This is a genomic window from Halorubrum sp. CBA1229 (assembly GCF_003721435.2).
Lineage (GTDB): Archaea > Halobacteriota > Halobacteria > Halobacteriales > Haloferacaceae > Halorubrum.
Window position 1 is genome coordinate 165,625 of record NZ_CP054586.1, and the last position, 21,961, is coordinate 187,585.

Sequence of the window (21,961 nt, forward strand, 5' to 3'; positions counted from 1 at the left end):
CCCATGAGCTCCGCAACTGACCCCGCAAAACGAATTCCGAAGTCGCTCGGTACCGACACCCAGTTCCTCGGGAAGTACTCGCTGACGGACCTCGCCGTCGCCGGTCTTCCCGGTGTACTGGTAGTCCTGGTGACGCAGGTCGTTATCCCACCGTCGCTCACCGTTCGCGGCATCCGGGTGTCCGCGCTGACCATCCCACTCGCAGCGATTGCAATCGCCTTCGGTGGGCTGTTCGTCTACCTCACCCCCGGCTATACCAACAGTCTCGACTGGCTCGGCCTGTTCGTGAACTTCCACCGCAGCGAGACAGAGATTGCCCACGAGGAGGCGAAGGAGTACACCCACGTCGAGCGCGTCTACCCGCGACACGACGCCATCGAGCGGACGGACCGGGCCCTTGTCGGAGCCGTTCAGGTGTCGCCACCGACGATGGCGCTCGCGACCGACGAGGAGTGGGCGCAGAAGGCAGAGGCCTTCCAGGATTTCGTCAATACGACTGTCGAGTTCCCGATCCAGATTTACTCGACGACGCAGGCGTTCCCCGCCGACGAGTACGTCGGGCGGTACGAAGACCGGTTGAGCGACCCGGACGTCAAATCGAACGAGAAACTCCAGGCGCTCATCGAGCACTACGTCGACTGGTACGACCGGGAGCTGGCGCAGCGTCAGATGACCATTCGCGACCACTACGTCCTGATTCCAGTGCGACCTGAGGAGGTCCGATACGAACGGGCCAGCCTCCTCGAAAAGCTCGCTGGGATTCCTGTACTGGGCATCCTCATCCAGATTGTCACGGCGCCGCCGGAGGAGGAAGAGCGAGCCGCGATGCTCGAGGAACTGGACGAGCGGCGCCGGCGGGTCGAGCGCGGCCTCCGCGGCATCGAGGGGTGTGACACGCGCCCCGTTGATGCGGCCGAACTCACCCGCCTCATCGCGGAATACTGGACCGGCACGGAAATCGAGTACGGCGACCCCGAACAGGTGCTTCGAACGTCCCCCGTCATCAACAAGTCATGATTGGAAACCTGCTTCCGTTCACCAGATCGGATAGTTCGGAAACCGACGACGAGGCCACGGCAGACGAGGCCCCCGACGAAGAGGGGGAAGATGCTGAATCACAGTTTACTGTGGACTACGAGGCCGACGGTGAGGCAGTCGACGGCATCCCCGAGATCCATCAGACCGTCGTCTCGCCGTCGAGTATCGAGCGAACGCCCAGCGCCCTCCGGACTGACACCCAGTGGGCGCAGAGTCTGTGGGTCGGTGAGTATCCCGATGCGCCGATGGATGGCTTCCTCGAAAAACTGTACGCGGCCGCCGAGACCCAGCAGACGGATGTCAGCATCCACATCGATCCTCGTGATACGCGAGAGACGTTGGATTCGCTGGAGAACAAGATCGAGGACCTCGAAGCCGACTACGAGTACCTGACCGAGAAGCATCGTGCGAGCGCCCGGGGCGTCGAGAAAGACCTTGAGGACCACCAGGAGATGTACGACGTCCTTCGGAACACGACGATGCAGGCGTTCGACGTCTCGATGTATCTCACGGTCAGGGGCAACGATCGCGAGAACATCGACGCCGAGTCAGTGTCGACGACAGCCCGACAAGCGCCTGCGAATCTGACGCCGGTGACGCCCCGGTGGTCACAGCTGAAGACGTTCACCTCAGCGAGCCCGATCGCCCTGGATCAGTTCAACGAGACGCTCGACAGCAAGACGCCGATGCTCGGCGGGGCAGTCGGCGCGATGTTCCCCTTCGTTTCCGGTGCGTTTGCGGAACCCGGCATCGAGTACGGAACGTACGCGCTGAATTCGAGTCCGCTCATCCTCGACCGATTCAAGCGGCAAACCGGTTACTGTATGATGGTTATCGGCCGGCTCGGCGCGGGCAAATCGTTCGCGACGAAGCTCCGGCTGGTGCGGCGGGCGATGTTCGACGAGGATACAGTCGTCATTATGCTCGACCCGATGCGGGGGTTCGCTGGCGTCAACGAGGCGCTCGATGGCGAGCGGATCACGGTCGGTGGGCGGAGGGGCCTGAACCCGCTGGAGATCAAACCGACGCCCGACCAAGTCCTGAAGGAGGTCGACGACATCGACCCGTGGGGCGAGCAGATCAACTGGGTGATGACCTTCTTCGCGACGTTCTTCGAGCACGTCGCAGACCATCCCCTCGGCGAGCGCAACCAGACGCTCCGGCGGGCCGTCCAGGAAGCCTACGAGAAGCGCGGGATCACCCGCGATCCAGAGACACACACCCGGGACTCGCCCACCATCCACGACATCATCACGGTCCTCGAAGAGATGGTCGAAGATCCCGAGGAGTACGGCTACGTCACGGATGGGGAGCAGGAAGCCGTCCAGTCCGATGCCCAGTCGCTGCTGAAGGATCTCCGGCCATCGTTCCGCGAAGGCGGTGAACTCGAGAATCTGGCCCGCCCCTCAGAGTTCGACCTCGATTCGAAGGTCATCTACCTCGATCTCCACCAGGAAGAGGGCACCCGTGGCCGGGCGGAGACCAGCCTGATGATGCAGGTGCTGTTCAACAGCGTCTACGAGCGGGTCAAGCAGACCGACAAGCGCGTCGTCTTCTGCATCGACGAGGCGCACTACCTGATGAACGACGCTGTCTCGCTGGACTTCCTGGAGACGGCCGTCCGGCACAGCCGTCACTTCGATCTGAGCCTCGAATTCATCACGCAAACGGGGGGCGAATTCGCGCTGACGCCGGAGGCACGCACCATCGCGAACCTCTGTTCGCTGACCGTCCTCCACCGCGTCAACGAGGAAAAAGAGAAGATCGCCAAGTGGTTCGATCTCAGCGAACGGCAGGTGAACTGGGTCACCTCCGCGAAGGCCGGCGAGGACGAGGACGGCTACTCGGAAGCGCTCGTCGGCATCGACCAGGAGGGCTGGTTCCCACTCCGAATTCGGGCGAGCGACTACGAGGCCCACGTCATCGACGGCGGCGCTGCTGACGTAGCCGAGCTCGAGCCCGAACCGACAACGAGCGTGACGAATCCAGATAGCCGACCCGCCGGCACGCGTGCCGACGGCGGTGAACCAACTAGCACCAGCTCTCAGGAGGATGACTGAGCAGACCCCGTCAGAACTCCCGGCAGTGGCTAACGGCGACGAGTACATCCGGATCACTCCCTCCCGGAGCGATCTCGCGCCGGAGACCGTCGTCCGTCAGCTGGCCGGCCTCCACGGCCTTGACGCCGGCAACGACGGACTTCTCGCAAGTATCGGTCCCTTCGGCGATCCGCCACCGGTGTTCGAGTTCCTTGCAGTGAGTGAGGGGGCAGACGAGCCGGTCGAGTTCTATTACGGGGCCGACCGCCGGTTAGAAGCCTTCGAGGAACGCCTCCGGACGCTGTATCCTCCGACCGTCACGTTCGAGCGGGTCACCCTTGACTTGGAAGCGAAGCTACTCCCATCGACGGCAGACCCGTCTCAGGACTACAGTGCCGGAGGAGACGATAGCCACGGAATGAGCCCCGGGACAGCTGAGGAATCCTCCGGAGACCCAAATTCGGATTCAGAGCCCGTGACTCTCTTCGATTCGTCGGGGGAGGAACCGGTCGGTGACGGCGGAAGCGTGCTGTCGGAGAGCTCTACGTCACAGGACGAGGACGAAGTCTTGTTCGAGGCCGATTTGAGTGACGAGCCCACAGCGGCTGATCCGTCCAATTCCGAACCCGATGCCGATCACCAGCCGGCCCATACGCAACCGACCGTCGATGAGACGACCCCACTCGGAATCAGTTGGCACGGGCAGGCTACCCGGCGGGAAGACTGGATGACGACACTACCCCAATTCACGAATACGGAAGACGACGATGACGATCACGCTCGGGCCCCGCTCGCGTCACTCATCGATCAGCTGACCCGGGCCGAACACCCGATCGCCTTCCAGGTACTCTTTCAGCGGAAATCGGACTGGACGCACGAGGCACGAGAGCGCCAGCGGAAGCTCCGTGAAGGCGAAGACCGGGTCGTCGATTGGTTCTTCGGAGAACTCCTCGGGAATACGGAGAACGAACCACAGAGCCCGTCGAACACCGGGCGACAGCGTCGGTATCTCGACATCGGTGGGCGGGAGCGAGTCGAGGCTATCGACGAGAAGGAGCCACAGCACACGTTCACGGTGAATATGCGGGCACTTTCTCTCGTGACCTCCGACCGACAACGAGAGCGGGTTGACCATCGTCTCGACGATATCGGATCCGTGTTTGACCACCTAAACGGGCCGCACTATCGGCTCCGACCGAAGCGCATCCGCCGTGGGCTTCGAAAGGGGCGGCGGGCCAAGAAGCACGCCGACCGGGTACTCAACGCTACGTTGGCTACCAAGAGCGACTGGCGGAAGACCCGCCCCGATCTCGTCCTCGGCCCGGCTGAGTTGGCGAACTTCGTGGTCGTTCCGCCGGCAACTGACCTCACGACTGAGGGTGGGCGGGGGTCCGACGCCGAACCCGAGAGCCGGACGCCCCTGCCACTCCCGGCGCAGGACCACATGGATGCGTTCACGGATTCGGGGATGGCTATCGGCCGCGGTCTCGGGGAGGACGACACGCCCACGCCGGAGCCGATGCGGATTCCTCCACATCTGCTGCCGTTTCACGTCGGCCGGTTCGCGAAGAGCGGCGCCGGCAAATCGGTCGCGCTGATCAACGACGCGCTCTCCCTGTACGACCAGACCACGGGCCCCGTGTTCCTGATCGACTCCAAGGGCGGGAACCTCCCAGAGAACTATATGCGGGCTCACGGGAAGCGGTTCGGCAACGAGGACCTCGAAGAGAACGTCCTCCACTTCTCGGTGCCCGACATCCTACCTGGGTTCGCGTTCTTCGACATCACGCCGGCGCTGGAAGATGGGGTTCGTCGCGTCGACGCAATCCAGGACAAGGCCGACCACTACGAGGAGCTCATCAAGCTCGTGATGGGGGCGGAGCGATACGAGGACGCTATCGCCTCGCCGACGCTCATCAAGTACCTCATCAAGGCGATGTACGACGAGGAGTACGGCCTCGAAAACGGACACTTCCGGCAGGATACGAACTACTTCACCCACGACCAGTTCGAGCAGGCGGTGACCCAGTTCCATGCCGCCGGCCCACCAGATTCGACACCCGAAGATGCACCGCGAGCCAGCGACCCGCAAGTCGCGGAGAAACTTGAGCGACATCTGCGCTCGAACCCGGCGACGTTCTCGAACGTCGTGAGCGGCATCAGTAACCGGATGGACTACATCACGCAGGACGCCCACCTCCGACGGATCTTCAACAATACCCAGTCGCAGTTCGACTTCCGCGACCTCCTCGACGAGGACAAGGTAGTCATCTTCGACCTCGGCGATCTCCGCGACGAAGCCGCCCGCGTGATGACCGGCGTCATTCTGACACAACTCTATGACGCTGTCAAGCGTCGCGACGGCGACGAGCTGGCCCGCAAGCCAGACGACTACGTGGCGAACCTGCTCATCGACGAAGCGTCGTCGGTCGTCGTCTCGGATACGCTGACGACACTGCTCGAAAAGGGGCGGGAGTTCCGGCTGTCCATCGAACTCGTGACGCAGTTCCCCGAGCAGATGAAGGAGGCCGGCAACCGCGAGGTCTACCTGAACGTCCTGAACAACATCGGCAGTCCGCTCGTCGGAAAGATCGCCGTCGACGCCGACATCGCCGAGGCACTCTCACACGAGGCGATGGATCCCGTCGAGTTCAAGAATCGGATCAGTTCGCTCCCGCGTGGCGAGTGGATCGCCCAGCTCCCGAGTCCAGAGTTCGGCGAAACCGGTCCGGATCCGTTCAGTATCGAGCCGCTCTCGATTCCACCCGGTCATCCCGACAGCGACCGGCCGCTAACCGGGGCAGAAGAAGAACGGTTCCAGGACGCGCTGGAGACAGTCCACGAGCATACTCGTGAAGAGTATGGTGTTGCCGGCGGGACGACTGTCGAGAGTCGTGACGCGGCCACTGACGTCGCCTTGGAGAACGCTGACGAGTTGCCGCTCGAAGTGGCGATGGCCCGTGCGATTCGCGCTGTCCAGCTGTCGAACGACGTCCGCGAGACGAACGGCTGGGTGTCCGTCGAGGAAGTCGATGAGGAATTGCTCTCGCGCATCGAGGAGGACACGATCGAGGCGCAGGGCTACGAGACGCTTCCGGAGGTACGGGAGGCGTCCTCGCTCATCGAGGTCGATCTCCCGGACGGAGGATCGTCGGTTCAGTGTCGGCTCACAGATGAAGGCGAGCAGGCAGCCACGCCCGACACGTCGACGTCACCGACCGGCGGGGGCGAGCACCACGATTCAGTGCTCGAGACGGTCGAGCAGTCGCTCGCAACTACGGGGTTCTCCGTGGAGATCCTCGATCAGAACGGGGAGTCCCGCCCCGACGCCATCGCGACGCATTCGGACCTCGACTGGGAGCTCCAGGTCGAAGTCGAAACCACCACCCACGTCCGGCCGGCGAAGGTCCTCTCGAACCTCCGAAAAGCCCAGGAACAGGAGCGAATCCCGCTGTTCGTCGTCGCAGACCACAACGATCAACCAGCCGCCGAGATTGCCGACCGGCTCGCGAAAATCCTCAGCGAGCCGCGAAATCAGCTCTCATCCGGTGAGACGCGGCTGTATACGATGAACCACAACGTCACATTCAACGGCGGTGCGCGAGCCGCGGATGGGGTGACGGCTGTCCGGCCGGCCACTGGCGGCAGTCGCCACACCCGCTGGTTCGAGCAGGACGGTGCGTTCGTTCTCGAGGATAGTGCCGGGGATCAGCATGCCCGGATCGACTCCTTCGACGCCGTGTCGAAAGACCAATTCCCGGCGACATACAGCTACGACGCCGAGAGCGAGACATACACCGTCTTCAGGCCAGGAGAACTCCCCGAGTCCTACGAGTCACGCGAGGCGTTCGAAGCGGAGTGGGTACCTGTCAAGCGCCCGTTCGTGCCCAGTACCGACCTACCTGTTCCGGATTACACAGAGCGCACGTATGCGATTGCGACGACTGAGGGCGACCAGACACTAGACATCTACGCGCCAGACACGGAGACGGCCACCGGCTTTTCAGCACTCGTGGACGCGATCCAGGACAGGACGCTCCATCCAGCAGGGGAACCCCCGGATGACTCGACCGATTCCGACGCGCAAGAAGACGACGAGGTGGACCCGTACGGCATTCAGGCATTCGTCCAGGACCGGCTCACTAAATCCGACGACGGGGTCGTCGCGGTCGCTGAGGTCTACGATGCGTACGAGCAGTATGCGGCGACCGGGGGATACGAGGTGAAGCCGAAAAACCGATTCACACAGACGCTTCGCGACCACGCTCAGTTCGAGCGTGACAAGAAGTGGTTGGACGGCCAGACACGGCGGTGTTACGTCGGAATCGAGTTGTCCGACGCCGGCGACCAGGAGGGACCAAGCGATGCCAGTGCGTAGTCGTTTCGCTCCCGGTCAGGAGGTGCAGGAGCACACGAGATGACGCTCTCCGAATCAGCTATCCGCGAGCACTACCGTCGTGCCAAACCCGTCTACGAGGCCCTGGCGACCGTCACAGACTGTCCAACTATTGGGTTGAACGACTTCGTCGGATGGTACATCAAACGCGACCACGACGACGTCGAGGCGATCAAGGCCGGGTATCCGCAGCGCGGGCGGGTTGCCCGTCTCGATCGTGACTACGACGAGATTCACGGCCGCCTCGACCGGACCCTCTATGCCGTCACCACTTACAAGACACCGACCGCCTTCCAGCGGTGGGAACCCTGTCGCTACGACGAGGCCGAGGGGACGACCGTCTGGCGGGACGAGCCCCCTACCCCCGGGTATGCCGACCTCCGGGCAGTTCCCGCCTGGGGCGATATTGACCTCGCCGACGACATCAAGCCCCAGCGAGGCGACCTCAATGCCGAGACACAGGCGCTCGTCGAGCGAACGCTCGACGCCTACATCGACGAGTATGCGACGCTCTACGGCACGCGGGACGCGGTGTATGCGCTGGACTCCGTTGGGGGCGCGTACGTCTTCGGGGCACCGGAGGCCACGCTCCCGATTGCGGACCACTTCAGCGATGATCCGGATGCGCTCGAACGAGTGTACGACGAGTTCCTCGACCGCTCGAACGTATGGCTCCAGGAGGCAGAGGCCCGCGTGAACGAACGCGTCGACGGCGCCGGCGACGTCATCCAGCCCGACTGGGTGAACAACAAGAACCGCCAGTACAAGCCGCCACTCTCGATCCACGCCGATCACGATGCCGTCGTCACGCCCATCGCGACCGACGACGTCCGCTACGAGCTCCGTCCGTTCGAGACCGTCGATGACACCCTTATCGAGCAGGCGGTCAGATGGGCTGATGATCTCACGCGAGTCGAGCACACGGGTTGTGTCGACTCGCTGGTCGCGACACTCTGGCCGGATCTGTACGAGGACCACGACGGGTGGCGGGCAACGCTGAAGGCGTGGGTCGAAGCGGAGCGTGAGCGGGAACGTGAACGTCAGCGACAACGTGAGGCGGCGCTCCAGCGACGTGAGGAGCGGTTGGCAGAACTCGACGGTACCCTCGAAGGCCGGCCCATTTCGCCGTTCAAAGAGGACGTCTACGAGGCTGTCGAGAACATTGATATCACCGAGATCGCCCGCCACTACGCGAGCGATGCCTACGATACAGATCCGAACCAGCCACGGCCGCAGTTCGACCCGTGCTGGCGCCACAGTGAGAGCGGTCAGTCCTGTTTCGTCGACGAACAGGCCAACACCTTCGGCGATTCGAAGGTGAACGCCGGCGGCGGGCCGGCGAAACTGATGGCGCTCGCGACGGGGATTATCTCCGACGCCGATACGGACCTCGATGGGGAGGACTACTGGGCGGCCGTCGACGAACTGCGGAGCGCTGGCTACGACATTCCAGTGTGGGTTCCGGAGGCCGGGTCAGACCGCGTCGACGGCGGAACCTACGACCAGATGCCTTTCTGGGCCGTTCGGAAAGCGGCTGTCCCGCTCGAAGTCTGTCCCGAGGACGCATTCGTCGATCGCGAAGGCGAGAATGGAACCTACGAGGGATTTCCCGGCTACGAAACCTACAGCGAGACGCTAGAAGCCATCGAAGCGGCAGGCCTGAACCACGGACGAGACCCAGTCACGCCCGATGAGGACGGAGCTGACGGTGAATCGGAATCATCCGTCGAGTCTCCTACGAGCGATGAGCCAGCGGGCGACTTGGGCCGGGCTCATCTTCGCGAAAAGAATCGGCTGTTGACAGCGAAGGTGGCGCGCCTCGAGTCTGAACTTGAGGAGAAATCAGACCGAATCGATGATCTGGAAGCAGAGGTCGATCGGCTCCGAACGGAACTCGCGACGGTCCGTTCGGAACGTGACCGGTTGGAAACCGCTCTCAAGGATCGGGAGTCTGAACAGAAGATCAAGCAAGATCAAGAGAGCAAAACTAACAATCTGTCCCCACTGGATCGAGCGAAACAAATTATTCCGTTCGATATGTAGAGGTATTTTTTATGTTGATCTTGAAACTCTCCGTCGCTTAGTGGAGTTGGTACAGAGTTAGCAGGACCCTTGACTATGGTGCCCAATGACGTTATTACACGATGTTTTTTAGACGATAAGCTGTAATCAGGTGCGTATGGCAGAGAATAATTCATTAATTTGGGGTGAGTAATATCACACCTGAAACCGAATTCTACGTTCCAGAATATGTAGAATTTGTTCGTATTGATGAGTCAAAAGCGATTATTTCTATGCCACTCAGTAAGAAAGAGATGCGTGGTGCTTCAGTTGATCTTGTGGAGCATGTTATTGCGTTGGGTAGAGATGGGTCGACCGTCTCAGAGGTCAATCAGGAGACTGATGTCTCTACTGAAACTATTTCGGCTCTTTTGTCACAATTGGAGACTGCGGATATTATCCACAAGACCCACCCAGAATACGACTTTTGGGATTGGTTAGTTGATTCTCCCCCAAAAGCACGAAGATCTGTCCAAGAAGCGACGATCGGGCTCCTTGAATCGGATTGTTCGTCTACGTTTCATAACTTCCATGTGGAGTCAACAACTTTCTGCTTAAGCTCAATATCCGACATTACAGAAAAAACAGATGATCTTGACATATTAGTCACCGGGTCAATTGGTGCCTATCCAGAATTCCATCAGGCAGTGGCAGAGGAAGTTCAAGAGATGACTCTTCCTTGGTTACCGGTGAGGTTAGTTGGTACTGAGGTTCGACTCGGTCCACTGTCAGGGGTTGGGAAACCATGTTACAACTGTTATCGTAAACGGTTGTTAGCAAGTGCTTCAAATCCAGAGGTACACTCAAGAAAGATGGTTTCTCGCGAAGAACACAGCAACCAACCACCTTACCCTGAGGCTGCTCATCAACTGTTAACCTCACAGGCAAGGTTAGAGATCCATTCGGTACTAACTGATGAACTAAGACCAACGACTGACGGTTCAGTGTTGTTTACCGAAATTCAGACGTTGGAATCAAACATAGAAGATGTACTGAAATTGCCGGGGTGTGAGATTTGCGGAACGAATTAGATGCTCCAGATGTCGGTACGCTTCTGAAAGGAAGTGACATTTCACTTGAAACTACGATCAGTCTTGGAAAAGAATTGGTTGACTCGAGAGTGGGCCCAATCGTCCACTTCTCGAAACCAGAGATATCGCGACAGTCAGTTCCTGTATACCAGTATCAGACATTAATACAGAAGACATCTCGGATATCCTCAACCGGGCTTTCAGATCCACCAAATACGGCTGGAACGAGTCTTATGGAGCCCCAGGCAATGATTACTGCGATTGGAGAAGCAATCGAACGCTACTGCCTGTCAATGACTAATTTATCTGACTTTGAGTTTGGTGCGTATTCCGAGTTTTCAGAGATTGCAGTCCCACCGGCCGCATTCAATATGTTTTCTGAATCACAATTATCTCAGCGAGGGTTGTCGGAACGTATACTGAATGAAGGGAAGTACCACTGGACTGCAACCAGAGAAATAACTTCTGGCGACCGGAGACTAGTGCCCGGCCAGCTTATTTATCTTCCATTCAATCATAATACAGTATTTCGCTCTCCGATCTCAACGGGTGCCGCTACTGGAACAGGATATCTAGGTGCATGTTATCGCGCAATTTGTGAGATTATAGAAAGAGAATGCCTAATGATAACCTATTTGAATAAACTTTCGGTTCCCCATATAGACAAATCTACTATTCCTGATGAGGCTAAGACATATCATAATATATTGAAATCTCGTGGAAGAACAGTATATTTGCTCAATATCTCTTTAGACCAACCAGTTCCAACCTGCTTGGCAATAGCAGTTGATAGTGAAAGTAGGCCAGCTCTCAGTCTGGGATTGGGATGTGATTGGAACATGGGAGATGCCGTTAGAGATGCGCTTCGTGAAGCTCTCCAAATCAGTGATTGGGAGGTCGAAGATCTGAATAAACCGCCATCCCCCTCTGACATCGACTCAGTTGAGGAACGTGCTCGGTTTTGGGCACCTGATGAGAGAATCTCAGATATTCGGTTTTGGTTGACGCCCACCGATGAGATCGCTGTCGAAGATTGTCGTGAAGCAACGGACAAAAACCCGTTAGAGACGATACTCAGATATCTCAATAAGCGTGATTATGAGTGTTATATCGCAGATGTAACGACCTCAGATGTAGCACAGTATGGGTTTAAGACTGTGAAGGCAATTATTCCAGAAATGCATCCAATGCATTTGCGAGAAAAATTTCGATATCTTGGTGGGAATAGACTTTATGAACTTCCGGTCGAGATCGGTCTATCGAATATAAAAAATACAGAAGACGAACTCAATCAAGTTCCACAGCCATTCCTATGACATCACGAAAACGCATTGCTGGCGATTTCTTATATGAGGTTTATCACGAGAACAGTAAAAATTTCGAGCTTGAGGCACTTGACGACGTGCCTGACAGCTGGACGGAGATTGAGTACAAAACATATGATAGCACAGAATCTATTCCGCTATCAGATGTTGATGGAGATATTGGTAATTTGATTTCTCAACGGAGGTCTACAGATGAGTTTGATTCCGGACCACTTGAATTAGAACAGGTATCACAATTACTTGGAACATCGATGGGGATTACGACCAATCAAGAAGATCCGAACGATCAACGCAGAGCCTACCCATCTGCGGGCGCCAGATATCCAGTCGAAGCATATATTTTTGCCAACTCTGTCAATGGCTTAGATGAAGCAGTATATCATATTAACACACTCGACAATAAACTTGAAAGAGTCAACAAGTATTCCTCTGATTATTCTTTAGATTTTATTTCAGGGGAAGAATCAAATGAGGCACCGCTGATTGTGTTCCTATCTGCTGTATTCCACCGATCAACAGAAAAATATGCATCTCGTGGGTACCGATATACAATTCTTGAAGCAGGGCACATAATGCAGAACCTCTGTCTTGTGGCAACAGAACTTGACTTAGCGTGCCGTCCCTACGGGGGTTTCATCGAGGATACTGCAGATGAATTTTTAGAGTTACCAGAACGGGAGACAACCATATATGTTGGATTAATTAGCTCCACAAAATAAGCCGGGTTAGTCAGGAAGATTTGAAAGTGTGTCTTCCATATCGCGCAGCAATCGGTTTGCGGCTTCATTTTGTCTGGACTTGTCATAAGTACCCCAAATATCCTCAAACGCCCGCATTAGGAGGAGTATGTTTACCGCTCGATAAAGTGAAAAGCGTTTTTTTGAGGCTAAAGAGTCCGGTATTGGTTTCTCCTCACAGTATCCGCTAAAGAACTCCTCTCGTAGCACTCTACGTAGATGGGAGTCAGAATATAAGCGGTCTATCAGCAGGTACCCTGAACTACATAAATCATACTCCGAGTGCCCTGGGATTGATCTTTCCCAGTCAAGAATACCGGTTATCTGCCCACCGTCCTGTTTTTGTTCAAAAATCATATTTCCAAGCCGGTAATCTTGATGCATAAGTACCGGAGTCGGATCTGATTTTAGTATAGGAGATAACTCGGTCATGGCCGTACGCACACGGTCTGGATATTGGCTAAATCTCTTGTTCGTAATTCCTCTTGTCCCCATTTCAATGAACGATTCTAACTCTTCCTCCCACGATTGGTAGCAACCACTGCTCTGGAAAGACTCTTCAGAAAACTCAAGTCGTCCATAGGACTCAAACGTAATTTTCTGATGCAATTCGCCTAGATACTTGCCTGCTTGGTTAATTATTGATGGTACTATTTCATCAGATGGTAACTCAGTTTTATTAAACTCGTCACCGGGTATCGCCGTCATCAGTATCCATGGCGGTGAAGATGTGGTAGAAATTCCTGCCGCAAGGACACCGGGGACTGGGATTGTTGTTTTCTCCGAGAGATACTTATATAGGCGTAATTCCTTTTGTGCATATCGGGAATCGTCATTAAAGTCGTATATTTTTAAAATAGCAGTTTGTTCGTTATACCGATCCAGCTCGAGCCGATACAGCGTATTCAGGCCCTTCTTAATCTTCTCAGAAGAGACCAACTCCACTCCATCACCGAGAGCTGTTACTGCATCCGAAATTATTATATCCGGATTGCCACTCATCGCCACGGAGTTCCTTTCCTGACATTTTGTATCTTAGGGTCGCTTCCAACAGACCTATTCAAGTTTGAGTATGTACATCTCCCAAAGATACTTGATATCTCGTGACAATCCCCAGATGTGATGCTAGAAGTCAAAGACGACAACCTCGATCTGGAAATTGAAGAACTGAGTGATGAGCGATCTACGGACAAGTATACTGCACACTCCAGCTGTAGTCCATCTTCAGCTCCGAGCTGTGGCGGTAGCTAACTGAGCCCGACCGCTATTCAAACTGTAGATCTTATTTCTGACGAGCAGGACGATTGAAATCCAAATCTCAACTTCCGAGAGGTGGTATTCGGGGGAAGAAGGTCAGACATTAGTAGACCACTGAGAAGAGAAGAAGCGGAATCTATCGACTGACGGTGCAACCTGACACCTCCTCCGAGCGGCACTAGACAGCCGTCAAATCTCTACCGGTGTTAGCTTCCAAAATCGCAAGACAGCTCCACTAGACAGCTGTCTTCGAAAAGGGGTGAGATTGCGTACTCTATAAGATCGGCTGTCAGGTAGCGCAGTCTTGCGATTTGAGGGTACCTGACAGCCAAAAAATCAACCGATATATGGTGGGGGTGGCCGCCCAAAGTTGCGTTCGCGGCCAACGGGGCCGAGGTGCCAGGCCGCAGGCCAAGCGAGAGTAGGCTGCCACCCGGACGATGGCGTGGGGCGTGGAGGGTGAAGGAGCAGGTCGACGTAGTGACAGGGAGTGGGTGGCTGTAGGAACTGTTTTTCTGCCCCAGAATGGGGTGCAGGGCGGTTCGTGCGCTGCCCCTGATTCGTATGTCTGGTCCGGATAGATACGACGATACGGCAGACGATCACGAACGGTTCGAAGCGGAATTGCTCGCTCAGGATCGGGATTCCCGGTCACCATCGACGGCTGATCTCGACGACGAGACGGCCCGCCAACTGGTTCGAGAGCTACTCGATGCCGGAACGATCACACCGGTCGTCGACCAGCGGCTCCTCGTTCACGAGCCCAGCGGCACAGCGTTCGAATCGATGCAGCAGCTCGCCGTCTTCCACACGGGCTGGATGGCCGCCCACGACGCCGGCGAGGCGGACGAATGATACAGCAGACGCTGGCCGGCTGTGCCTTCTGCGAGGCGCCACCCGGGACAGAGACCGGGATCGCCTACACGTGGGGGAAAGAGGAGCGGGTCAGCCACCCGATTTGCGTCGACTGTGCGATTCAGGAGACGCCGGATCCCGATGAACGAGATCATTACGCCTGTGACAGCTGTGGCCTCGTCGTCGACGCGCTCGCAGCGCTCACACGGTTTCGGATCGAACTCGGGCACCTCGAAGGCCCGATACAGGTCTGTGCGCGGTGTAGTCCAGGCGGGCCAGCAACGTACTGGACGCGCGACCTCGACGCGCACATCATCTCTGACTGACCCGCCGAGCGGTCGTCAACGTGAGTGGCACGGCGCCCACGGCGGGAGGGTCACAGTTGTCCGTAGCTGTCCCACCCCACGCCCCAGCAGCGCTGGTTGTGTCGCTGTCCCGTCGCTCCGCTATCTTCAACAGACGGGCGCTCCTCGGGATGACTATGGACTGCCCCGCGTGCGGGTCCCCAGTCACCCTCGAGGTCGGACCGGACCGGCCGCTGTCGACGTCGCTGTCCGACGCCGTCCTCACAGCGGAAGAGGACGAGCAAATCGAGGTGGCGCGAGACTGTTGGGACTGTGGCTGGCACGAAACGCGGGCGCTTCGCGTCACATCGATCGACACGACCGCCGGCGACGAGACTGCCGTCGATCGAGCCGCACTCATCGACGAGATTACCGACGAGCTCGCGTCGATCGAGAGTGTGAGTACGCTTGAGGAGACGCTGGCTGCAATCCGCCGGCAGCGAGAAACCGACCCGGCGAGGACCGCTACTGATGACACCACGGAGTGACTCGCAATGCCTGATACAGAGTCCAACTATGACGTTCGTGAGCAAACCGGGAACCCCGACCACGCATCGGTCGACGATGTGGTCGACCTCGTGATCCACCGGGCGCAGAACCCGCGAGCCGAGCACGAGGATGGGCATTTCGATACGGCGGTCGCCTCTCTCGTCACCAGGTACGGAACGGAGTCAGTCCGGACAGTCATCCACCGCATCCTCGTCGACGACGAGCCGTTTCGGACCGCCACGAACGGCCTCGAAATGCGCAACGTCGACGGCGTTCGGATCGGGACCGCCGCCAGCTGGTTCCTCGAGGAGCTGAACGCCCAGGACGACGGCTGAGGGACCGGTTGAAAGCCCGTGGCGACGGTTCGTCGAGTCCCCATTTTTAACTCCTATTCGTCCTATGTACCCGCCGAGGCCACAATGGTGCCCTCCATCCCGAGAGACTCAGATCCATCCCCCGATCTAGTCGTTAAAATCGTCGAGACGTTGGAAGTCCACGGGCTCCCCAGCGATTCGTATCAGCTCCACGACGCCGTCGACGTCGAGGCACTCGAACAGCTTCTCGCCTCCTCAGCCGGCGATGTCGAGGTCCGGTTCACTGTGGAAGGGATTCAGCTCGCTGTCACCCACGACGGCGTCGATGTCCTTCTCGACGAGCCAGCCGGGGCACCGGACCAGTAGCACAATCGGATTCGTCGACGGCGACGTTCCCTGAAAGCCCTCGGCCGCTCGGCATCCCGCGACCACCGCTGCGCTCCTCGTCCCTGCGGTGCTTACGGGGTCGGGGGACGGCCGAGGCGGCCTCGCCCTTTCTGAGTCCGCCAGGACGGTAGCTGGGTCGCCGAGTGTCGCGGCCGGCTGGACAGGTGTGTGCGTACCGGCCCGCCCCGCGCGCCGCTGCCGCCCTCCGCGTCGCTCGCGACCGACCATTCCGGGCTGCCTGCCTGCGGTAGCGGGCGGGCTGCCGGGCTAAAATGAATGTGCCCTCGACGCCAGCGGGAAAGCGCGGGGGGTTGCGCGGCGTCGCTGCTCACCCCCCACGCTTTCTCCGCTGGCCGCTCGCTCCGGGCGGGTCGGCGCGCGGTGCTGGTTGGGGCAACCTCATGCAGGCGCGCTCTCGCTCGCGCCCGGTAGGGCGCTCGCGAAGGCGCGAGCGAGAGCGCGCAGATGGTTCTGTCGGTCGTTGTCGTCGGAAAACCGCGATGTAGGAGCATCGCGGTGTCGGCGCGTGAGCGCCTTCGGAGCACTGAGACTCCAATGTCTAGTAACAACTCGAGTCGCAAGGTCGTTACGGTGGATGAACAGGCGTTCGAACGAACCGAAGACGCCGGCGTCGACGAGGACGGCTTCGAGGTCGTTGACGACAAGCCGGAGTTCCGGGCGACGGTCCAGCAGGAAACGCAGGCGAAGGTGGATTCCAACCACCCAGACGGCATCGTCCAGGACTTCTCGCACCTGCCCCTCGCGCAGGAAGAGAAGATTCGCGCCCGGGAAGCCGAACTGGAGCACATCAGCGCCCAGGCGGAACTCGGCACCCAAGACGGGCGGGCGAAGCGAACTCGCGAGGTCGTCACCGAACGGCGGCAGCGCAAGCGGGCGGAACGCACCCCCGAGCGGACGGATCCGCGCGAGCGCCTCTCCCGGATGGAGCTGGCGAAGGTGAACCAGGAAGCAGACCGGATCGCCCAGCGGCTTCGGACGGACCACAGTCGAGCAGCCGTCTCTCGGGTGCTCGCGAGGCGGGTCGCACGGGGGCAGGACATCACCGAGGCGGTGTTCGCGACGATGGACGAACTGAAGGCGGCTCCCGGCGCCATCTGCCCGATCGAGGACGTCCCGGACGTGCCGACCGACGAGGTGAGCATCGAAGGCGAGATCGTGAAACTCTGGCCTCCGAGCGATTCAGCCATAGCCCAAGTCGGTCTCATCGCAGACGACACCGCGGCGACGAAGTTCACCGTGTGGCGCAAGAGTGACTGTACGGCCGTCGCTGAAGGCGAGCGAGTGCGGCTTCGAGAAGCGAAGGTCAACTGGCACCAGGGGCGCTGGTCGTTGGCGCTGACCTACAACAGCATGATCGTCTTCCCGGATCGCGACGACCGCTGGTGGGAAGAATAGGGGCGTAGCCCCTTCTTTTTCTGGTGAGTGCCGGACCGGCCCAAGCCCCGCCGCCCCACCCACCGCTCCGTGCTCGCTCCCTGCGGTCGCTGCGCGCGCAGCCACGACCTTGCTCAGTCGTGGGCGGGAGCAACGAAGCTCCTCCAATCTGATGGCGATAGTAGTGTTTTTTCGCGCCGGCGAGGGGTGCAGCGCGATGACAACCAACCCAACCGAGTACCACGATCTCGATGCGTGGTTCGCCGGCTTCCTTGACGGCGAGGGCTGTATCCGCATCGCGATTGCCGATCGGGAGCGGTACAGTACCGGTTTCGAACTTGCACCAATGGTCCGAATTGCCCACGAACAGCTGACCGGACTGCTCGACGCAGAAGGCTGGATCGGCGTGACTGTCCGTCCCGAAGACGGATACAAAGTCAACCATCGACCGCAACCGCAGGTAGAAATCAGTCAGTCGTCACAGGATCGCCTGATGGACGCCCTCTGTGCGTACTGTGACGCCCGCGACATCAACTGTTTTGTGACGACGCTTGAATACGACGACGATAGAGCTGATCAGTACGTGTGGGGCGTCCAAGGGATCAGCACGACACAGGAACTCCTCACCCCGCTCCGCGATCAGTTTATTGTCAAACGCGAGCAGGTCGACCTCTTCCTCGATGAGATCATCCCACGATTGGAGGATGGCGTCCACCACGACAAGGAGGGCTTCCTCGAGGTGATGCACTACGTCGACCGCTTCAACGCGTACAAAGGCGGGAGTCGCGGCAAGTACACGCTTGACTACTTCGAGGACCTCTGGGAGATGGAATACACTCCCGAGTAGCTGTATCGCGCGGTGTTTCCACGGGAAAAGCAGATTGGGAATCCCATTTGTGTTAGTGAGCGCCGGACCAGCCCAAGCCCCACCGCCCCACCCTCCGCTCCCGGCCTCCCTCCGGTCGGCCGGCAGCCACAACCAGAGTCACATCTTTCAGGAGTAGTATACCAAGGGGCAAGATCGCTGTCGCGGCGGAGTCTGTTTATTTGCCCCCTTGGAGAGGCGGAGGGCACACCAGAACCTGCCTCCGAGCACCAATGTCCGAGGAACGTACTCTCACGGCCCGAGAGCGGCTTCGCATTCACCTCCGCGAAGCCCGCCGCACGACCGACTCGCCGATCGTGGACGCACAGTTAGCGGCCGCGCTGGACGCCTGGAACGACCTGCCGCCGACACCCCTACGGGAGTGTCCCATCTGTGGGAAGGTCGGATTACCAGAACGAATCCAGCAACACAAATGTAAGTAGATATAATCAGAGGCACAGTTGATAGTTGGTTATTTTACTCATCTTATTCAGATATAAATTCGATAAATAGCGGATTGCTATTCTCCTCGTATTCTACTTCAGCTATGACCGAGTGATGTGATGAAAGAAAATTAAGTCACAGGTTTGGAGTCGTGAATGTTGCGCATAGAGGTTAGGTATCAGGTTATTTGGCACGAGAAAAAACCAAATAACACCTTACTGTTGCCACGTGGAAGATCTTGAATAAACCGACTATTTCCTTCGTCGGTTCTTTAGGCGCCATTGTCCAATCGTGCCTGTTCACGCAGGCGGAATAGTGTCCTAGCAAGTTCATTTGCATTATCGCTGAGAGCTTCGATTTCTCCCTGACTGAGGTTGACTTGAATTGAATGAGCATTTGCATTCGCCCGTGTGCGGAACTGATCAAGCCGATTTACGAACGATGCATCCAGATCAGGATTATATGGTCTGAACTCCCCAATGTTATCACTGAAATTTTCAATAAGTTCAGAGAACGGCTGAAAACGGCCTTGGCTTGGAATATAGAATGTTTCTAGATGCTCGTCCGTGCCGAGTCGTAGCCGAAGAACCTCGATTAACAGATTCTCTAGCAACTTCCGACTAAGAACCATAGTCGCGTCGTAAATATGGTAGCGGTAGCTCTGATTGATGTCTTCCACAAGTGGCTCGTAGAAGTCATCGTTAGGAGGATCAGCTGTGATGAAGAGGTCGTCACTATCTCGTGGTGTCTCTTGGCTTGTTCGTAGTGATACCAGCTCTCCGTACCGTGTGAGTCCTTCTTGGGTCAAATCCCATTGGTTATCTCGTCGTTGAAAGTATCCCTCGTCGCGTAACTGGCTGGGATACGCTCCGATTGAGTCTTGAGGAACTTGTCGGAGAGAAGGCTCGACTGTGCCACGAATTTGGCTGGTGGAAAATGGATTCTCATCTTCGATTTCCCGAAGGTAGTAGCCCGCCAATCCAATGATGTCGGCGTCTCGTAGGTCTTCGGATACGCTGTCGAGTAGGTCGTCGAATGTTGGCATAGCTGGTTTACTATCCAATTACTGCGTGGTTATGTATTACGTGTGTTTGGTGACAAGAATTATGTATTCCCGCTGAAGTCCTTCACGTAATGTCTGACGAGGGAGTACACGATGATAACCCGCTTGATGATATTTTCGTCGATGGCGACCAGATGGACCGCGAACTTGTCGCCTCAATTCTGGAACCGTACATGGCTATTGACAGTGAAGACGGCGAACTTTATCCAAAAGAGGCGTACGGGAACCTCAATTCCAAAGGACAAATTCAGATTGTGCTAACTGCCGAACGAGCGAAGGCCCTCCAAGGATTGGCTGATTCGGCTTCACTGGGGCCGTCTGCGATTAGCGAGCTCGGTGGCATCAATGAAAATACAGTGAAGCCTGCTGTCAGAGATCTGGCGGACGACGGTCAGATTGCAGATACGGATGATGGTTATGAGGTCAGAAGTCCACATCTAAGTCAAATCGTGGAGAAACTCGACGATAGCGAGGAATAGCCGGACTTCCAGTCACACCCCAACTAATTCACGAATCCGACTTCGTGCCTCCCGTAGGCCCGGTCGAGTGAGCGCAACTGTCGCGCTTGGGCCACGACCACTCCTATCGAAATATGAATCCGTCCCCTCGATATTATGATATATACCTGTCAATTGGTCCGGATCGATGCCCGAGAATTCAAGTGCATCCTTCAGGTCAGATGAATAAACTCTATCCGCACCGTAGCACTCTTGCCACGTACCAAGTAGAATAAGCGTGCCGTGAAGTTGCCGTTCTTGTCGTGTCTCTCCAAACCCAGTTGTATCTGCTACTATGAACGGTTCCTCTTCCAGTTCTGGATCTATGTCGATAACCTCGGTTAACTGTTCAGAGCTGATGTTAAGTTCTGAAGCAAACTCTACAGATGGACTGGCTTCCTCCGTCTCGGTCTCAACTCTGGTGTTATTGTTATTTTGTTCGTCAGAACTAGAGGGTTCGGTGTCATCGCCCCAGTCTGCAGTTACGGATGCCTGATCCGGCTCGGGATCTGGTCCTCCGGTCGAAGTGTCTAACTCAAGGATCTGTTCTTCGTTGGATTCTAAGAATTCCAGTATCTCCAGTACCTCCGATTGGTAGTCATCATCATCAGATGCTTCGATTTCAACTTCTAATGGCCCCTTTTTGAGTGTGAGCCGAACATCCATAGATGCTATAAATCATACAATCGAATTAAAGCTATCTAGTATCTGACCTAGAGATAAACCCTTAGTATTACATAGCAGCTAAGGAAGATTTTGATAGTATGGGCAACGAGACTGATACTGACCCACTCCAGCAAGTCGTAGTGGACAAAGACGAGGTTAACCGTGAACGGCTGGCTGATGCCATCGAAGGGATCATCGGTGTCGATAATGATTCTGGAGAACCAGTCCCGCTCTCAGACTACCACGAACTCGGAAACGAATCGAAATTCGTAGTTCGACTCCTCGCACGACGAGCTGCACTTGCTCTTGAATTCATCGAAGAAAGTGAGTTGGGTGTATCGAGCAGCGAGCTTGCTGACCGTATGGATCCCAGTGATAGTACTATCCAGAACTATGGTGGGTTGGACTTCGTCGATAACAACGAGGACCATGGCGGTTATTTTATCCCGGGTTATGCTGTCGAATCAGCAATAAATCATATTGAGAACGTGATTGAATCCGAATAACAGGTTTGGGCCGTAAGGACTCACTGTTCCGCTACAAGTTTAGTTGCCACGAAGCAAATATTTTTGCCAGTAGATCCTTCCTCACGTGAGATTCTAGATTTCTCCATTTATTTTCAGAGGCACACCTAATTCCTGGTCTGGTCTGACCGGTAGATAAGGAGATCAAATCCCCATAGTGTACAGAATCCGCCACAAAGACTATACTATTGGCACGAAACAAATTCAATATACAAAGAAGACTATTTTGAGATT

The 21,961-nt window shown here is 57.0% G+C and carries 19 protein-coding genes; 16 read left to right on the plus strand and 3 right to left on the minus strand.

The window, feature by feature from the left end:
- Window positions 1-3: 3 nt before the first annotated feature.
- The 7 genes from Hrr1229_RS17055 (at window position 4) to Hrr1229_RS17085 (ending at window position 12,609) form a co-directional block, all read left to right on the plus strand.
- Window positions 4-1,017 carry a hypothetical protein gene (locus Hrr1229_RS17055; protein WP_123115149.1) on the plus strand — a complete coding sequence of 338 codons (1,014 nt, stop codon included), beginning with the start codon at window positions 4-6 and terminating at the stop codon, window positions 1,015-1,017.
- On the plus strand, window positions 1,014-3,098 hold the full coding sequence (locus Hrr1229_RS17060) for a transfer complex protein (RefSeq protein WP_123115150.1): 2,085 nt from the start codon (window positions 1,014-1,016) through the stop codon (window positions 3,096-3,098). Before Hrr1229_RS17055 ends, Hrr1229_RS17060 begins: the two co-directional genes overlap by 4 nt.
- On the plus strand, window positions 3,091-7,455 hold the full coding sequence (locus Hrr1229_RS17065) for a primase-like DNA-binding domain-containing protein (RefSeq protein WP_123115151.1): 4,365 nt from the start codon (window positions 3,091-3,093) through the stop codon (window positions 7,453-7,455). Before Hrr1229_RS17060 ends, Hrr1229_RS17065 begins: the two co-directional genes overlap by 8 nt.
- Window positions 7,456-7,494: 39 nt before the next feature.
- Window positions 7,495-9,516, plus strand: a complete 2,022-nt coding sequence (locus tag Hrr1229_RS17070) for a hypothetical protein (protein WP_123115152.1) — start codon at window positions 7,495-7,497, stop codon at window positions 9,514-9,516.
- A gap of 164 nt (window positions 9,517-9,680) precedes the next feature.
- A complete protein-coding gene (locus tag Hrr1229_RS17075; RefSeq protein ID WP_148041782.1) occupies window positions 9,681-10,565 on the plus strand; it encodes a TOMM precursor leader peptide-binding protein in 885 nt (294 codons plus the stop codon).
- A 233-nt stretch (window positions 10,566-10,798) separates the two neighbouring features.
- Entirely contained in the window at window positions 10,799-11,881 is a 1,083-nt protein-coding gene (locus Hrr1229_RS17080) for a YcaO-like family protein (RefSeq protein WP_123115154.1), read from the plus strand.
- On the plus strand, window positions 11,878-12,609 hold the full coding sequence (locus Hrr1229_RS17085; RefSeq protein ID WP_123115155.1) for a SagB/ThcOx family dehydrogenase: 732 nt from the start codon (window positions 11,878-11,880) through the stop codon (window positions 12,607-12,609). The genes Hrr1229_RS17080 and Hrr1229_RS17085 overlap by 4 nt, the downstream gene beginning before the upstream one ends.
- Before the next feature lie 6 nt (window positions 12,610-12,615).
- On the opposite strand, the gene Hrr1229_RS17090 is transcribed toward Hrr1229_RS17085, so the two are convergent.
- Window positions 12,616-13,629, minus strand: a complete 1,014-nt coding sequence (locus Hrr1229_RS17090) for an aminoglycoside phosphotransferase family protein (protein WP_123115156.1) — start codon at window positions 13,627-13,629, stop codon at window positions 12,616-12,618.
- Window positions 13,630-14,448: 819 nt separating this feature from the next.
- Here Hrr1229_RS17090 and Hrr1229_RS17095 point away from each other — a divergent pair.
- The 7 genes from Hrr1229_RS17095 to Hrr1229_RS17125 all read left to right on the plus strand — a co-directional run bounded on the left by Hrr1229_RS17095 (window position 14,449) and on the right by Hrr1229_RS17125 (window position 18,515).
- Window positions 14,449-14,739 (plus strand): hypothetical protein, encoded by a 291-nt coding sequence (locus Hrr1229_RS17095; protein ID WP_123115229.1) that lies wholly within the window; start codon window positions 14,449-14,451, stop codon window positions 14,737-14,739.
- Window positions 14,739-15,065, plus strand: a complete 327-nt coding sequence (locus Hrr1229_RS17100) for a hypothetical protein (protein WP_123115228.1) — start codon at window positions 14,739-14,741, stop codon at window positions 15,063-15,065. Before Hrr1229_RS17095 ends, Hrr1229_RS17100 begins: the two co-directional genes overlap by 1 nt.
- Window positions 15,066-15,220: 155 nt before the next feature.
- Window positions 15,221-15,571 (plus strand): hypothetical protein, encoded by a 351-nt coding sequence (locus Hrr1229_RS17105; RefSeq protein ID WP_123115157.1) that lies wholly within the window; start codon window positions 15,221-15,223, stop codon window positions 15,569-15,571.
- Between the two features lie 6 nt (window positions 15,572-15,577).
- Entirely contained in the window at window positions 15,578-15,907 is a 330-nt protein-coding gene (locus Hrr1229_RS17110; RefSeq protein ID WP_123115158.1) for a hypothetical protein, read from the plus strand.
- Between the two features lie 84 nt (window positions 15,908-15,991).
- Window positions 15,992-16,252 (plus strand): HalOD1 output domain-containing protein, encoded by a 261-nt coding sequence (locus tag Hrr1229_RS17115; protein ID WP_123115159.1) that lies wholly within the window; start codon window positions 15,992-15,994, stop codon window positions 16,250-16,252.
- Window positions 16,253-16,828: 576 nt separating this feature from the next.
- On the plus strand, window positions 16,829-17,689 hold the full coding sequence (locus tag Hrr1229_RS17120; protein WP_123115161.1) for a DNA-binding protein: 861 nt from the start codon (window positions 16,829-16,831) through the stop codon (window positions 17,687-17,689).
- Window positions 17,690-17,885: 196 nt separating this feature from the next.
- Complete coding sequence (locus Hrr1229_RS17125; protein WP_123115162.1) at window positions 17,886-18,515, plus strand: hypothetical protein; 630 nt, start codon at window positions 17,886-17,888, stop codon at window positions 18,513-18,515.
- A 733-nt stretch (window positions 18,516-19,248) separates the two neighbouring features.
- On the opposite strand, the gene Hrr1229_RS17130 is transcribed toward Hrr1229_RS17125, so the two are convergent.
- Window positions 19,249-20,022, minus strand: coding sequence for a hypothetical protein (locus Hrr1229_RS17130; RefSeq protein WP_148041783.1), 774 nt, complete (start codon window positions 20,020-20,022; stop codon window positions 19,249-19,251).
- An 89-nt stretch (window positions 20,023-20,111) separates the two neighbouring features.
- On the opposite strand from Hrr1229_RS17130, the gene Hrr1229_RS17135 reads away from it, so the two are divergent.
- The gene (locus Hrr1229_RS17135; RefSeq protein WP_123115164.1) at window positions 20,112-20,519 is read left to right on the plus strand and encodes a hypothetical protein; all 408 of its coding nucleotides are present in this window, start codon (window positions 20,112-20,114) and stop codon (window positions 20,517-20,519) included.
- Between the two features lie 12 nt (window positions 20,520-20,531).
- Here Hrr1229_RS17135 and Hrr1229_RS17140 read toward each other — a convergent pair whose 3' ends face one another.
- Entirely contained in the window at window positions 20,532-21,203 is a 672-nt protein-coding gene (locus Hrr1229_RS17140) for a hypothetical protein (RefSeq protein WP_148041784.1), read from the minus strand.
- A gap of 98 nt (window positions 21,204-21,301) precedes the next feature.
- On the opposite strand from Hrr1229_RS17140, the gene Hrr1229_RS17145 reads away from it, so the two are divergent.
- On the plus strand, window positions 21,302-21,709 hold the full coding sequence (locus Hrr1229_RS17145; RefSeq protein WP_148041785.1) for a hypothetical protein: 408 nt from the start codon (window positions 21,302-21,304) through the stop codon (window positions 21,707-21,709).
- Window positions 21,710-21,961 lie beyond the last annotated feature (252 nt).